General features: G+C 38.7%; 12 protein-coding genes. 2 read left to right on the top strand and 10 right to left on the bottom strand.

Features of this window, described 5'->3' with window-relative positions; all coding sequences use genetic code 11:
- Positions 1-18 precede the first annotated feature (18 nt).
- The gene (locus CNR22_01115) at positions 19-384 is read right to left on the bottom strand and encodes a hypothetical protein (GenBank protein PBQ30420.1); all 366 of its coding nucleotides are present in this window, start codon (positions 382-384) and stop codon (positions 19-21) included.
- Between the two features lie 30 nt (positions 385-414).
- Entirely contained in the window at positions 415-1,017 is a 603-nt protein-coding gene (locus CNR22_01120) for an SCO family protein (protein ID PBQ30421.1), read from the bottom strand.
- Between the two features lie 163 nt (positions 1,018-1,180).
- Here CNR22_01120 and CNR22_01125 point away from each other — a divergent pair, with 163 nt between their 5' ends.
- Positions 1,181-3,682, top strand: coding sequence for a hypothetical protein (locus CNR22_01125; GenBank protein PBQ30422.1), 2,502 nt, complete (start codon positions 1,181-1,183; stop codon positions 3,680-3,682).
- 8 nt (positions 3,683-3,690) lie between these two features.
- Here CNR22_01125 and CNR22_01130 read toward each other — a convergent pair whose 3' ends face one another.
- From CNR22_01130 to CNR22_01140, 3 genes are all read right to left on the bottom strand, one after another.
- Positions 3,691-5,016: a sigma-54-dependent Fis family transcriptional regulator gene (locus CNR22_01130; GenBank protein ID PBQ30423.1), complete on the bottom strand. Its 1,326-nt coding sequence runs from the start codon at positions 5,014-5,016 to the stop codon at positions 3,691-3,693.
- Positions 5,017-5,108: 92 nt separating this feature from the next.
- Entirely contained in the window at positions 5,109-5,438 is a 330-nt protein-coding gene (locus CNR22_01135; GenBank protein ID PBQ30424.1) for a hypothetical protein, read from the bottom strand.
- Between the two features lie 249 nt (positions 5,439-5,687).
- Complete coding sequence (locus CNR22_01140; protein PBQ30425.1) at positions 5,688-6,020, bottom strand: hypothetical protein; 333 nt, start codon at positions 6,018-6,020, stop codon at positions 5,688-5,690.
- A gap of 643 nt (positions 6,021-6,663) precedes the next feature.
- Between CNR22_01140 and CNR22_01145 the strand changes: the two genes are divergently transcribed.
- The gene (locus tag CNR22_01145; protein PBQ30426.1) at positions 6,664-7,545 is read left to right on the top strand and encodes a hypothetical protein; all 882 of its coding nucleotides are present in this window, start codon (positions 6,664-6,666) and stop codon (positions 7,543-7,545) included.
- Positions 7,546-8,623: 1,078 nt separating this feature from the next.
- On the opposite strand, the gene CNR22_01150 is transcribed toward CNR22_01145, so the two are convergent.
- From CNR22_01150 to CNR22_01170, 5 genes are all read right to left on the bottom strand, one after another.
- Complete coding sequence (locus CNR22_01150) at positions 8,624-10,678, bottom strand: TonB-dependent receptor (protein PBQ30427.1); 2,055 nt, start codon at positions 10,676-10,678, stop codon at positions 8,624-8,626.
- Between the two features lie 186 nt (positions 10,679-10,864).
- Positions 10,865-11,233 carry a hypothetical protein gene (locus tag CNR22_01155; protein PBQ30428.1) on the bottom strand — a complete coding sequence of 123 codons (369 nt, stop codon included), beginning with the start codon at positions 11,231-11,233 and terminating at the stop codon, positions 10,865-10,867.
- Positions 11,234-11,275: 42 nt separating this feature from the next.
- Positions 11,276-11,953 carry a hypothetical protein gene (locus CNR22_01160; GenBank protein ID PBQ30429.1) on the bottom strand — a complete coding sequence of 226 codons (678 nt, stop codon included), beginning with the start codon at positions 11,951-11,953 and terminating at the stop codon, positions 11,276-11,278.
- A gap of 1 nt (position 11,954) precedes the next feature.
- The gene (locus CNR22_01165) at positions 11,955-13,277 is read right to left on the bottom strand and encodes a transposase (protein ID PBQ30430.1); all 1,323 of its coding nucleotides are present in this window, start codon (positions 13,275-13,277) and stop codon (positions 11,955-11,957) included.
- A 70-nt stretch (positions 13,278-13,347) separates the two neighbouring features.
- A complete protein-coding gene (locus CNR22_01170; GenBank protein PBQ30431.1) occupies positions 13,348-15,438 on the bottom strand; it encodes a hypothetical protein in 2,091 nt (696 codons plus the stop codon).
- Positions 15,439-15,471: the final 33 nt, after the last annotated feature.

A 15,471-nucleotide genomic window follows, 5' to 3' on the forward strand; every position in this document is an offset into this window, starting at 1 on the left:
TAAATAGAAAAGGGGAACTTAAACCAGGCGCGGAGGACGAAAAAGAGAAGACTTATAAGCACAGGAATAGGCACTCGTCTGAGTGCAGGGAATGAGTTTTACACCTGCATCTTCCCTATTCAAGGTAAAGACAGTTTGCTGGCAAATTAAATTAATCTCTTTCTGTTTGAGATCCGGAAACTTTTGCTGTTCCTTTTCTTTAGCTTTGAGTTGTTTGTCGAGATAACAACTTCCTTTACAAAGCTGTACCGCGTCGAAACGGTTAACACAGATGTTCTGGCTGATGTAGCTTCGGTTTAAGTAAAAAGAAGTAATTATAAAAAACGTGGAAACACTTTGAAAGCAGATGACAAGTACAAAAAATATGGAAATGATGCGTTGCAAATCTTTGCAAATATACACTCAAAGTTTTTACTAAAATTGCTCTTTGAGTAATAATTTTATATCCTTAATTAATCTTTCAGTCTCCAGCTCGTTGGTGCCATCATAAACACCACGAATATGTTTGTTTTTGTCAACCAGTAATAATCCGCCTCCATGAATAAAATTGCTTTTGTCTGAACTATCCGGGTAAGCAGATGTGAAGTAATTTTTTTGTGCCAGGTTGTAAATACTATCCTTGTTTCCAGTTACAAAATGCCACTTTTGCGAAGAGACGCCCAGCTCTCCGGCAAAACGTTTTAATCGGGCAACGGAGTCCTGCTGGGGATCTATGGTATGAGAGATGAATAAAACCCGATCATCTTTCTCAAATACTTTGTACGCTTTAAGCATTTCGTTATTCATTTTAGGACAGATGGTACCGCAGGATAAAAAAATAAAATCAGCAATGTAAATTTTGTCCTCAAAGGTTTTATCTGTCACGGATTTATTTTCCTGGTTAATGAATGCAAATGGAGGAATGGTGGGAGCCGGATCTTCCTTATCTCCATTCGGGTTACCTAACACAGGAAGTTCCCTTGTATTACACGACTGGAGCAGGCAGGCCAAAGCTAAGAAATAAAATCTATAATTCACTTTTACAAAAGTAAAGAATGCTTTTACATTTTACATTATTTTGACGGGATATTCCTGATGATTGGAACGGGTTGCGGAGTTCACTTTTATAACTTTTTTAGTTTTATTAACCTAAGTAGGTAATTCTTGTTACTGGTGATGCTTAATTTAGAAGGATAAGGCTATGTCAAATTTTAGACAAAAATTCGCGCTCCTCTCAGTACAAAGCAAGGTTGTTGCAGCATTTATCTGCGGCTGCGCGGTTATCGTTTTTGCATGGACGTTGTCGCAGGTAGTATTTAAAAAAACTTTTTCAGCAGTTGAAATCCTATCCCAACCAAATCCCAAGCTCAGGCTCATCAATACCCTTTTTCAGAAAATTCAACGACTCGATTATTTGCAAAAAACGCAGGAACTAAATCTTGCCGCCAAACCCTATAATAAAATAAACAAGCAGTCAAAAATAATCAGTGAACTGCTGGATAGCCTTCAACTCTTTTGTGTTGACGACACTATTCAAACTGCAACCATTAAACACATGCAAACCCTTTTGTATGAACGCGATGCTTTGTATCTGAATTATCTGAAATTTCAATATGGTATACTCAAGAATAATCCTCTTTCAAAAAACATCAGTGAACTATCGGAGTATATTTCAAAAAACATACAAAAGAATGATAGTGCACTTATAAAAACGACAAAAAAAAACACGACAACAACGACACTGCTGAACCTAGAAAAAGCGAAACCCGAAAAAAAAGAGCCTTTTTTTAAACGCGTTTTTGGCAAGAAAAAAACAAAAGAAGATCAGAATGAGTTCCCACAAAAACTGATAACGGAAGAGATTGAGCAAACTATAGATACCGTTGCGATTACGCAGCGCGACAGCTTTATGAAAGACATTGAGCGGTCGATAACTTCGTTGGAGAAAAACCGGTATAACAGGCGCCATAAATTACAAGACCAGGAGCTAAGGCTTATTACGGCCAGCACCAGTTTTATTGATGAACTGGAGAAATTACTCCGACAAGTGGAACATGAAGAAATCAATGAACTTCAACAAACCACCGATTCATTAAGTAGTGTTTTTGACGATGCCTTTACCTGGATTGAAACCATACTCTGTGCTTTCCTTGTGATCATTCTTATTCTAATCTTCCTGATCTTTTCAGACATCTCTCACAGTAACCGCATACAACTACAATTAATTGAGGCTAAAGAAAAAGCTGAACACCTTGAGCAGGTAAAACACCGCTTTCTTGCTAATATGAGTCATGAGCTAAGAACCCCTTTGCAATCTATTCTTGGCTATTCAGAACAGCTAAAAGATCTTAACAGTCCTCCGAAGCAGTCTCTTGAAGCCATTCACCAGTCTTCAGAACATTTGCTGCAGATTGTTAACGAAGTTTTGGATTATAGCCGCATTGTGTCAGGAAAATTTACCTTAAGCAAGAAGGATTTTAATTTGGAAGAAACTATAGCTGAAGTAGCCAGCATTATGGAAGACCAGGCTGAAAAAAAAGAGATAGGATTTCGATTAAAAAGTGACATTCCCGAAACCATTTTTTATTATGGCGATCCATTTCGGTTAAAACAAATCCTTTTTAATTTACTAGGCAATGCTATAAAATTTACCACTACTGGAGAAGTTAGTTTTACCATAAAAGGCGAAGAACTTTCTTCTGAAAAAACGGAGTTCACCTTTGAGATCCGCGACACAGGAATAGGCATGACTTCCGAAGAATTAAAAAAGATTTTTACTTCGTTTGAACAGGCCGGGGCAGACATTCAAAATCGCTATGGTGGCACCGGATTAGGCCTGAGTATTGCCAAACAGCTTACTGAAATGCAAGGTGGAACGCTTGAAGTGCAGAGCCAGAAAGACAAAGGCACTTGTTTCACATTAAAACTTATCTATTCAGCTGCACACCATATACATCCATCTGAAACTGAATACAAACCCGCTCCTGTCATCGGATACAAAAAAATTCTTATAGTCGATGATGATTTACCTATACTTCAACTTTGTTCGCTTATTCTAACAAAATATGATATTCCCCATGTGAGTTATTCTTCGTCTGAAAAAGTAGTGCATGATTTGTGGGACGAACACATTGAGCTTGTGCTATTGGATATTCGTATGCCTGTAATTGGTGGCATTGAACTTTTTAAAATTTTGAAAGCGAAAGTGCTATCTACTGTTAGGTTTGTGGCGCTAACAGCCCAGGCATTACCAGAAGAAAAAGAGTTTATCAAACAACAAGGATTTGATGCCGTTCTTTTAAAACCATTTCGCGAAAAAGAGTTTTTAGATGTACTGACGGAAACTATAGAGCCGGCGTTGTTGCCCCTCCCGGAGAAGGACCAGTTTGACCTTTCCTCGCTAAAAATAATGTCTGCAAATGATGAGACTCTTTTTAGAACAACACTTAGTCTTTTTCGTGAAGAGATTATTAGAGATCTCCACTTGCTTCGGGATGCAGCAAGCACGAAGGACTTTACAAAACTTTCACATGCCGTGCATAAACTCGCGGCTAAAGTAGGACAGTTAGGAATGAATGAGCTATCAGGTACTTTCAGAAAAATGGAACAGGCTGCAGGAAAAAAAGAGAAGAACGTTTTTGAAAATGCAGAGTATGCTTATAAAAAGACGGAAGCGCTGATTAGAACCTTAAGCCTGCAATGACCAAATAATTACCCTTCTATGCCGTAGCGCATAATTTTCAGGTATAACGTTTTCCGGTCAATATTCAGCAAAGCTGCAGCCTTCGTTTTATTGAACTTTACTTCTTTCAGGGTTCTAACAATAAGTTCCTTTTCGTTTACTTCCTTCATCAATTTAAGATCTGAATCGGAAGAACGGACCGGGTTTTCAGGCGTATTGTGCATCTCTGCTGGAATATCCTCCTGCCGGATAAGGGCTCCAGATGATAATAAAACCGAACGTTTCACAATGTTTTTGAGTTCTCTTAAATTACCCGGCCAGTTATACTTTTTAAAAAGGGTGAGAACATCTAAAGAAACACCAGTGACTTTTTTTGACAAATCAGAATTAGCTTCTTCTATAAAATGGCTAATGAATAAATGCAGGTCTTCTGTCCTTTCCCGCAAGGGCGGAACATAAATCTGAAATTCATTTAAACGGTGAAAAAGGTCTTCTCTGAATGATCCGTTTTTTACACTTGATCTTAAATCATCGTTGGTAGCAGTAATGATACGGACATTAACCTTTATGATTTTGTTACTCCCAACAGGCTGTATCACGCGCTCCTGAACAGCCCTCAGAAGTTTAACCTGCACGGCATAACTTAAATTCCCGACTTCGTCTAAAAAAAGAGTTCCCCCATCAGCAGATTCAAATGCACCTTTCTTATCGAAATTGGCGCCTGTAAAAGATCCCCTTACATGTCCGAATAATTCGCTGGAAGCTAATTCATCTGACAAAGCTCCACAATCAAGGGCAATAAATGGTCCCGACGAAAAATTACTTTGTTGATGAATGCTTCTGGCTACATTCTCTTTACCTGTACCGCTTTCACCTTGTATAATAACAGACATTTTTGTAGGTGCTATGAGCTCAATATGACGGTAAAGCTCCTGTGAGATCATACTTTCTCCTTTAACAGAAGTATTTTTTACAGGCAGCTCCTCACTTACTTTTTCTTTTTGAAAAATAGTCTTTAAAATCATCGCTAGCTCTTCGGGATTTACCGGTTTGGTAATATAGTCGCTAACACCCAGACGCATGGCTTTTACAGCAGTACGTACATCATGAAAACCGGTCATAATTACAACCGGCCAGCTAATAGCGTGTTGATGCAGAAAAGTGAGAACATCAAAAGCATCACCATCCGGCAAATGATAATCGAGTAAAATTAAATCATAAGACTTTTCTTTTATCTCTTCCCGCGATTCTTTGAGAGTGCGTTTGTAATTTACCGTGTGCCCATTTTTTTCAAGAAAATTCTTAATCAGGTTAACAAAAGCAATATCATCTTCAATGAGTAAAATGTTTGGCATAATCCAGATACAGTATTTCGAAAAACTTAAAGTTATAATAAATAAAAAAACCGGACAAGTCCGGTTTTTCTTAAACGGAAAGAGGTAACAACTTATTTTAAAAGAGTACCATCTTCCTGAAATTTTACTGTTTGTGTTTCTTTTTCTTTGGTTAAAACAACTTCGTAATATGCTGCAGGTGCTTTAGCATCGGCTGCTACCTTGGTAGTAACTTTAGCAGCTTCTTTTACTGCCCATCCTTTGTAAACCTCAGAAGACAGGTTTTTCTGAATTGCAGCAGGAAGTTCTTCCGATTTAATAACCCGACGCTCGTCATTTTCAGTTAGCACCGTAGCAACGCGGTTGGAAATAGTGGTTGCTGTGGCGTTTAAAGCAGTTAAAGTTAAGCTAAGGCAAAGAGCCGGTAAGATCATTTTTTTCATATGCTATGTTTTAGATTTTGTTTGACTTGAGCCAAACGCCATACCAAAAAAAAGATATAACAGAATCAACTCAGCTTCAATAGTTTGAAAAAATAGTTTGACTTTTTGCAAGGCGCACTAGTGTTGACTTTTGCCCCATGCTGTTACATTAGGAAACGCTTTTTAAAAAAAATTACTCATTTAAAAAATGGCATAAAAAAAAGCCGCCGCGATTTTATTCGGGACGGCCCAATAAATGCCATTTAAAAATTAATTCTCTACACGACCATCTTCCAGAAAACGAACCGTTTTTGATTCTTTCCCCTTGGTTAATTTCACTTCATATTGCGTTGCAAGGTCGGGTCTGTTAACAGCCCCCGCTAATTTAATTTCTTTGATTTCTTTTACCTTCCACTCTTTGTAGGCATCAGCTTCTAAAGCAGTTTTAACCGCTTGTGGCAGCTCACTCATTTTGATAATGCGGCGTTCGTCGTTTGGACGCACCACAGAACTTTTAGAAGTAACAATTACGCTGGTAGCACTTATTGTGGAAGCGACTAAACATAAAGAAAGACAAAATGCCGGGAAAATATTTTTTTTCATAGTGATTATTTTTAGGTTTAAATGACTACTAGTTGAATATCGAATTTATTAAAAATAAACGAATTATAAAAAAAACGCTTTCCTTCTCGTTTGACCCAACACAAACATAAAGGCGCATTAACATTCATTTACTAGTTAGTGTTAAACTTAATAAAAACTAAACATAGTTACCTGGTCTTAAATCTTCCCCATATTTTTAAAAGCTGCGGTTTTATTTTCGCAAAAAGCAGTGCCTGAGGCCTTAAAAACGCTGGCATAAAAATAACGCTATAAGCGTATCTGAATTTCTATAACAGATCCCGAAAACGGATGATAGTCCGGAGCCAGGAGTACATTATAGAAATCAAAACAACCACGGACCTTCCCTTAAAAGAAGGTCCTGGTTGTTTAAGTATGTTCTGTAAAAATAGGAGGCCTTTCGCTTCAAAGGACCCTGCCCGCCGCTATATCCCGCTCTGGGTAGTGACGCTTGGGTAGGTATATTATCTCTTTAAATTTTTGAAAAATTATAAATTGAGAAGTTAAAGTTTAGTGCTTCTTCATTTAGTTAATCTAAAATTAACTCCGATTAATTAGCTTTTTAGTGCATCCGCTTCCGGAAATTTTATTGGAGCTATTCTTATATTTGTCATAAATTTCTGTTATGTCAAACATCCAACTTATTATTGAAGAGCGCGCTGCCAATATTGGAAACTTTATGGTGGGACGTCTATTGCCCTTCCGTCAGAAAAGAATGGTGGGTCCTTTTATTTTTATCGACCACATGGGTCCTGCCACGCTTAGCGAGCAAGAGAATTTTGATGTATTACCGCATCCGCATATAGGACTTTCGACTCTTACTTTTTTATTTGAAGGAAGCATTTTACATCGCGATACATTAGACAATGTGGTAGAGATTAAACCCGGTGAAGTAAATTGGATGACCGCTGGAAAAGGCATTGTACATTCAGAAAGAACGCCGGATTATTTGCGCCATGCTGTTAAAACTATGCACGGTTTACAAATTTGGGTAGCATTGCCAAAAGAGCTGGAAGAAATGGACCCACAATTTTTTCACATCGATAAAGAACATCTGCCGCAGTGGATGGATGGCGATGTTTCTTATAAATTAATTGCCGGAGAAGCCTTTGGCAAAAAATCTCCGGTGCCTGTTTACAGTAAACTTTATATGATAGAATTGAAAAGTAAAACCCAGCAAAAAATAAATTGCGGGAAAGATCTTTTTGGAGAATCTGGTTTGTATATACTCGAAGGCAGCATCAGCAGTGAAGAACACACTTACGGCCCTAAACAGATTTTGATTGCGAACAACGCTACTCTCTGTGAATTCACTATTGAAGCAAACAGTACCATTTATATTTTCGGAGGAGAGCCTTTTTCTGAAGAACGTTTTATTTATTGGAATTTTGTTTCGAGTAAACATGAGTTGATAGAGAAGGCGAAAGAGGATTGGAAAGAGCAAAGGTTTCCGGTTATTAACGGAGAACATGGTTTTGTGCCTCTGCCGGAGCCGAGGAAAAATTGAAACACATAGGCATTCATAGTTTTCCATAGGGATAGAAACCAACTGTTAGACTATAGAAGAGCATAGAAAATATTCCGCTTTGCGAAATATTTGCGGAGACTAAAAAGAATTAATTGAGAACAAGAAAGAGGATGGAAAAGAACAAAGTTCACGTGATTAACGGAGAACATGGCTTTGTGCCGCTGCCGGAGCCGCGGAAAAATTGAAACACATAGACACATAGGCATTCATAGTTTTTCATAGGGATAGAAACCAACTGTTAGACTATAGAAGAGCATAGAAAATATTCCGCTTTGCGAAATATTTGCGGAGACTAAAAAGAATTAATTGAGAACAAGAAAGAGGATGGGAAAGAACCAAGGTTCACGTGATGAACGGAGAACATGGCTTTGTGCCTCTGCCGGAGCCGCGGAAAAATTGAAACACATAGACACATAGGCATTCATAGTTTTCCTTAGGAATAGAAACCAACTGTTAGACTATAGAAGAGCATAGAAAATATTCCGCTTTGCGAAATATTTGCGGCCACTAAAAAGAATTAATTGAGAATAAGAAAGAGGATGGAAAAGAACCAAAGTTCACGTGATTAACGGAGAACATGGTTTTGTGCCTCTGCCGGAGCCGAGGAAAAATTGAAACACATAGACACATAGGCATTCATAGTTTTCCGTAGGAATAGAAACCAACTGTTAGACTACAGAAGAGCATAGAAAATATTCCGCTTTGCGAAATATTTGCGGAGACTAAAAAAAATTAATTGAGAATAAGAAAGAGGATGGAAAAGAACCAAGGTTCTCGTGATTAACGGAGAACATGGTTTTGTGCCGCTGCCGGAACCGAAAAAAAATTAAATATAAGTGTCACATCGAGCGTAGTCGAGATGATACACAAAACAAAGAGGTCGTAATCGACTAAACATAAGCTGGGCTTAACAGCCACTGGATACTTATGCTGCTATGACTTACTGCTTAGGTTTTGAGAACCCGTCCCATTAAAGAACTAGACTAACTGCTCCGAAAACCTGGAAAAATCTACTAATTTGACAGGATAAATTTGCAAAGCTACTCCCTTAATTCATCTAAAAAAACAAGGCAATACTTCCTTTCAAAAAGAAAGGTGTGCCAGGTGTGTAATGCAATTCATTTACAGATTGCGTCTCTCCTTTAAGCCTGCTCTCGGTGTCAAATTGCGCCTGGTTCCATTCTGTGTTTAAAAGGTTCTCTGCGGTTAAACCAACCTGATATTTCGGTGTTGTGTAATTTACAACGGCATCCAGTAAAAAATACCCTAAAGCGGTTACTGTATTTGTTTCGTTGGCCGGTCTTGAATCAATATAGCGGTAACGCAGGCTCGCGTTAAAACCTTTCGCTCTTTTATAACTTAAACCTCCTGTGCTTGTTAAGGTGGGTGCTAAGGGAATTCTGTTCTCACCTTCCGGAAGATTTACAAATCGTCCGTAGCTGTAATTAATATCCCCATCTAAAAATAAAGTTTCTGTCAGTTGCCATCTAAGCGACAAGTCTGCTCCCAGGCGCCTTGTAGCACCATTAATCTCCACAACAGCTTCGTCACCCACGTAAACTAATTCGTTCTGCAGATCAAGTCCCCACAACGCCGCGTTCACGACTATTGATTTGCCAATTTTAAAAGTAGATCCAGCCTCGTAACCTAAAGCAGTTGGAAGACTATGCTCTGTTGCGTTGATGACTACAGAGCGTGCGTCGTTTGAGTGGAAGCCAATTCCACCATGAACGTAGAGTTGCACCGCAGACGTAAGATTATAATACAAATTTAATTTCGGACTTACCTTCGGAACTTGTTTGCGTCCACTCAGACTGTCGTATTTAAGGTTGGTGAATTTAAAATCAAAATAATCAAAACGTACCCCGGCATTCACTGATAATTTAGGGGTAAGTTCTAAAGTCTCGTCTATGTAGGCACTTGCATTTTGTTGGTAAAGACGGCCGATTGAAAATGTATCGATGATTGTGCGTTTTACAGAATGTGTTAATGAAATTACACCAGCATCTATTCGCGTTCCGAGGCCAATAAGGGTTTTAAGGTTTTTAGAACCCAGTTTTGAATTTTGCTCGTAAGTAGTTTTATATCCATAAACACTTCTTCCATTCTCTCTTTGATTAATTTGATCACCATTTACAGAATCATTTAGAAAGAAAGTGAAATTAGAATACAAATTAAACTGGTAGTAGGCATAAAACGCCTGGTTTTTGAGAATAGCGCCGTTTTTTAAAGAAGTGGTTAACATGAGATTTGCGTTGGTTCTATTTGTATTTCCTCCCTCTGTTGGATCAATACTTCCAAAACGGCTAATGGCACCATCACTCACCGCGCGTTGCGGAATTTGTCCAGAAGCGTCCCATCCTGAATTAAAGGTAGAACCTGAAAATGAAAGAAAGTTTTTTGAATTAATTTGGGCGCTGTATTTTGTAAAAATATTGTAGCGGTAAAAATGTTGTTTTTGTTCGAAGTAAGCATTCGAGAAATTGTACTCGCCGGCTATGTAAAAGTTTTCAGGATTATTTTTTGTAAACAAATGTTTGCCTTTTAAAAGGTCCAACATCACTAAAGCTCGGTAAGTATCAAATTGACCGGCCTCCAGTTTTACCAGGCTTTTTTCGAGGCTGTTTTTGGTAGAGAATTCGCCTGCTCCTGAAGTTGCAAAATCTCCGATAGCCGCATTGTAAGTTCCCTTAAATACTTTAAGCTTGTCAACGGTTTCAGGAATTACAAAATGAAAATCTGCGTACCCTTGTCCATGGGCATGCGAAACCATGTTCACCGGCATTCCATCAATGTTTACTGAAAAATCGGTACCGTGATCTGAATCGAATCCACGTAGAAATATTTGTTCTGCCTTACCTCCACCCGCGTGCTGTGCGATGAAAAGTCCGGGTACTAAACGCAAAAGATCCTGTGCTGAATTAGTGGGACGTAATTGTCTGTCGATACCGCTGATGATCTCTGAAGCAGCCTGGTTATTTTTAGAATCGGAAATCACAACTTCACTTAATTTGATCGTCCCTTTTTTTGAAGACAAAGAATCAGGTGCTTGTGAATACGCTATGTTTGAAAGGAATAAAATTATTCCTGTAAAAATGTAATTTTTAATCATAAGCTATTATTTTGTTGGGCATTAAAATAAAGCTGTAAGACATGTGCACTTTTAAAAAGCACCTGTTAACGAGAACTAAAAATCTACAAAAATTTTCATGAAGTCTTCATCAAATGACCCTCACCAATTTCTTATTTACTTTTTAGCGCATACACCTTACAGCCTATTGAATAATAAATCTGCAGCTTATGCTTTTGGCGGGGGAATGGTGATCTGTGTGTAACCGGAAAAAATATCCTGCGAAGAATGAAACGTTGCAGGAATAAAAAGAGTTACGTGTGGAAAATTAAAAGTGACTTGTTCCAGATCCTGAGCAGTGCTTTCCAGTATTTTTTCTGAAGAGGGAATTTTTTGCTGCGAAGATTTATTTTCTTTTTCAGCAATATCTTTCAATTCAGTGTGAACGTGGTAGTGACCGTTTTCGTAATGTACGGTAGCCATGTGTTGCACTTTCCAGAACGTATGAGCCAGAACATCCTCAACCACCACGGCCAAAGGCTTCAACTGGGCAAATGCGTAAACGGATAAAGCAAGATATATGAAAAGTTTCTTCACTGTAGTTATATACGAAAAGAAATAAAAAACGGATTACAACTACTAGTTAAAAAATGCCCGTTCTATTGTCCAGTAAAGAGCAACAATAGCAATAAGGGCAGAAAGCGGATAAACAATGGCTTTCCGGTACCAGGATTTTTGACTGAACCATTTTCCAAAAGCCAACCAGCACAATAAAATGATGGTAACTTGTCCTAATTCTACTCCAACATTAAAGCTTATAAGGGCATTTACAAATTCTTTTTGGGGAAGTCCCAGGTCCATCAATACGCCAGCGAAGCCAAGGCCATGAATAAGTCCGAAAGCAAACACAATGGCAATACGAGTGGCTTTTAATTGCTCTGTAATAATATTTTCGAGAGCTACGAACATAATAGAAAGTGCAATAATGGGCTCAATAATGTGTGAAGGAGCTGAAACCACACCATACATAGCAAGTCCGAGTGTTATGGAGTGAGCTATAGTAAAGGCGGTGGCTTGCCAGAGAATAGTTTTTAATTTCGGACTTAATAAAAACAGTGAGATGATAAATAAAATATGATCAAAGCCTAAAGGGAGTATGTGTGTAAAGCCTAACTCCAGGTACACAAAGAAAATGCCACTTCGCGATAATTTTTCAAGCTCCGGATTATTTACATGCGCACTTGCAGAAAACGGAATAAGATACGCTACTAAAAAAAGCAGCGTCCATAGTTTTTTGTTTTTCAATTCTTTTAGCATTTCAAGAAAGGAAAGGCGCTGCCTCTTTTTTTAATTCGATCTCCATAAATGGATTAGTTTCTATAGCCTGCTTTACAAGGATCTTTCCCTTTTGTGTTTCACCTGCTTTAATCATTATTAAACCAGCACGACAAAGCAAAACCGGATTTTTACTATTCGTTTTTAAAGCCACCTGAATCAATTTGTTAGCTTCTGCAAAGTTGCCTTTTTTGTAGTTCACCCAGGCAAGAGTTTCGGCCACGTCGATATTTGCGGGACGTCGCTCATATTCAATTTTTGCATGTTCCAGGGCTTTATCCATTTCTCCTGTTTTTAAGTAGGCATAAGCCAGTTCTTTGTCAGCGTAGTGACCATGGCCGCTTTCACCTTCCACATTCGCATTTGGTCCCAGCATTTCAATTACTTCTTTGGCATTTTTATCTGCTTTATCTTTTTCATTATTTAATCTATATAAATCGGTGAGTTCATCTGAAAAAGAATACTCTACAATCATGCTTTTTGCCTTTTCGTAATTTGCGATAGCCTCTTTATAATTTCCTTTGGCTTTTGCAATACGTCCAAGACCCGCTATAGCAAAAGCATAATCTGGTCTTTCAGCCAGGGCAATTTCATATTGCATTTGAGCACTGTCTAAACTTCCTTTACTTTCATACAGATGTGCCAGGATGCAACGCGTCCATTCTGTTTGTTCAAGTCCGGGATACCCTGCAGCAACGGCCATTTTCATAACGGAGATAGAACCAGGAATATCACCATAAATTTCACGTAAATACGACACGCGCGAATAAGAACGAATATCCGGACGTATGGAAATCATTTTATCGGCCATAGTAACGGCATTGGTATAATTTCCTAATTCAAGATTGGCATCACATAAAATGCCGTAAATAAATGCGCTGTTTGGATTCAAAGGTAACGCGGCTTGCGCTACTTCCAGCCCTTCGGTAAAATGATGTTGTGATAAGAGCACTGTAGCTTTACAACAGAGTGCATCAAAATTCTGAGGCTCTGCTTTTAATATTTTATCTAATAAATCTAAAGCCGCTTTATCGTAGTAACCATGATCGCCTGTTTCGCGGCCTTCCTGGATATACGCTTGCGACAAGGCCAGCATGGATTTATAGTCTTTCGGATTTTGTTCTATGGCGGCTAATAAACCTTCCATAGCTTTTTTAGAATTGAGCCATTCCCCTGATAGAGCTATTGTTCCGCTTCTATCCTTGAATGGCGGTATTTTTGTTTCGGGTTCTTTAGCGAATAAAAAAATTGCACCTAAAAGAATTCCTGTAGCAGCAATTAAAATAATATATAAATTTTTACGCATCGTGTGGTAAACTTAAAAAAAAGAATCGGGTAAAATTACCCGATCCTTTATAAAATAAACTAGCAGAGAATTATTTAACAACAGAAATCTTGATAGATTGAAGCGTTTTATAACCCGTAGATAAAGTAGCTACATAAATACCTGTAGGTAAATTACTACCATCAAAATTGTATTCATAAGTACCGGCAGATTTTCTTTCGTTAACCGCTGTTGCCACTTGTTTACCAGCAAGATCATAAATAGTGATCACTACCGGAGAAGTTTCCATTACACGGTATTTAAAAGTAGTTGCACCTTTAAACGGGTTTGGATAATTTTGCATAAGGGCAACTTTGGGAGCACTCATACCAACACCATATTCAGCAAGACCAACAGTATTGTTTATTGCAGAAGGTCCACCGCATTTTCCATAACCACTCCAAGGCGTTTGCACATAAGGGAATGAAGTTCTGAAAGTTGTATCGTTACGTTGAATACCTGTACTGTAGCTTAATACACCACCTAATTTCGCAGTCACAGGATTTGGTCCGCCAACTGTGTAATCATCATACCACAAACCGATTGCAGCTAAAACAACACCACTCACCGCTTGTAATTCAATACGGGTAACATCATCCTCTAAACGTCTGCCATTTGGAAAACCGTCCATGTTAGGAATCCATTGTAAGTTTGCATTAGCATTGTAAGCAGGATCTGTTAATCCTAATACTGCCGCTGCAAGAAGTCCTTCTGAGCTAAAAGCTGCAGAGTTACGTGCTGTAACCGGCACTGCCATATTTAAACGTAACATGTCACCAAAAATTGGCATAAAGTTATTGATGAAGGGTTTACCTGCTGCAAGTGGATTACCAGCTTTACCTGTAGCCAATTGGTACGGAGGTAAATTCGGAACTCCTGTGTGGAAAATCGGAAGAATATCCACTGAACGCGGTTTACCCGGACGCAATAAATAAGCACCGAAGTTAGCATTGTCAAGCGCGGTACCTGCTACTGCCGGACTACCAGCTAAACCAGACAATCCTGCTTTTCCATTACGGAAGTCATAAGATTGCAATGATAAACTTTGAATACGCAAGGCACTTAATGCCGGAACAGCACCACCAAATTGTGAGTCATCCATATACAAAGCTAACTCAGGATTACAAAAATAATTTTCGTGGTAAGCAACTTCGTTGTACGGAGTACGTGAATTCCAAACATCTTTTGATCCGATTGGAATAACAGCTTCGTTAGTTAAAGGCATACCAATACGTGACACCTGTACCCAGTTTCCTGAATAAGACTCAGTACCGTTAGTACCTAAAGTTCTGGTTTCTTGTCTGCTTGCAGAAGCCCAAACACCAATGATAAAACGACCGTCTAAAATGTTAGTCGCAGAGCTAACTGCTAAACCATTTTTCTGCAGCGTTGCAATTGGAATTTGTAAAGCGATGCTGTGAATGTTTTTACAAGCAACACCATCCTCTGGTCTGTTGTTTCCTGTACCACCGGCACGGGTTTGTCCGAGATCAAAAATACCACCCAGATCAACAAAGAAAGGATCATCACATGGACCAGCAAACACGCGTTCTCCACCACTACCCGATGCTGTACCAACAGCAGCAGCCATCAGGGAAGCATAAGAAGGCGCGTTTAATCCAGCAGCACCGCTGATAGAACGCGGCCCAATGTTTGGAGGAGGAACAATACCGTTTTGTAAAATGGTAGTTGTAACCGGAATGTTTAACACATTCGTAATCTTTTCAACCTTGTAAGTGGTTTTAAGATTTTGTTTTCCCAAACGAATGTTGAAGAAGGTTGTAGTATCTTCATTTACTTTGTTAAACGTAAAACGGTAAGTAATATCGTCTCCGGCAGTACCGTTGTTTTCGATGTGAATTTCGTAACGGATGTTTTCTCCGAAAGAGGCATAATTTGGTCCGCCTTGCGGTAATTGCAAAGGAACATAGTTAGCGATAATGGTTACCATGTTAGTATCATCAGGACTGCGGAATGCGTAAAGGTCCGTATTATCTGCCAACGGATCATTTGCGATCAGCGGCGCTTCCCTGTGACTTGAAGCCTGCAGGGTAGATTTTTGCGAATCCAAAGTGAACACTGTAACTGCCGTAGCAATCACCAGAGTAGCACCAAGAATTTTAGCTATAGTTTTATTATTCATGAGATTATTTTTAAATATTATTTATTTGAGAAC

It is taken from the genome of Sphingobacteriaceae bacterium (assembly GCA_002319075.1).
In the GTDB taxonomy this organism is placed as follows: domain Bacteria; phylum Bacteroidota; class Bacteroidia; order B-17B0; family Aurantibacillaceae; genus Aurantibacillus.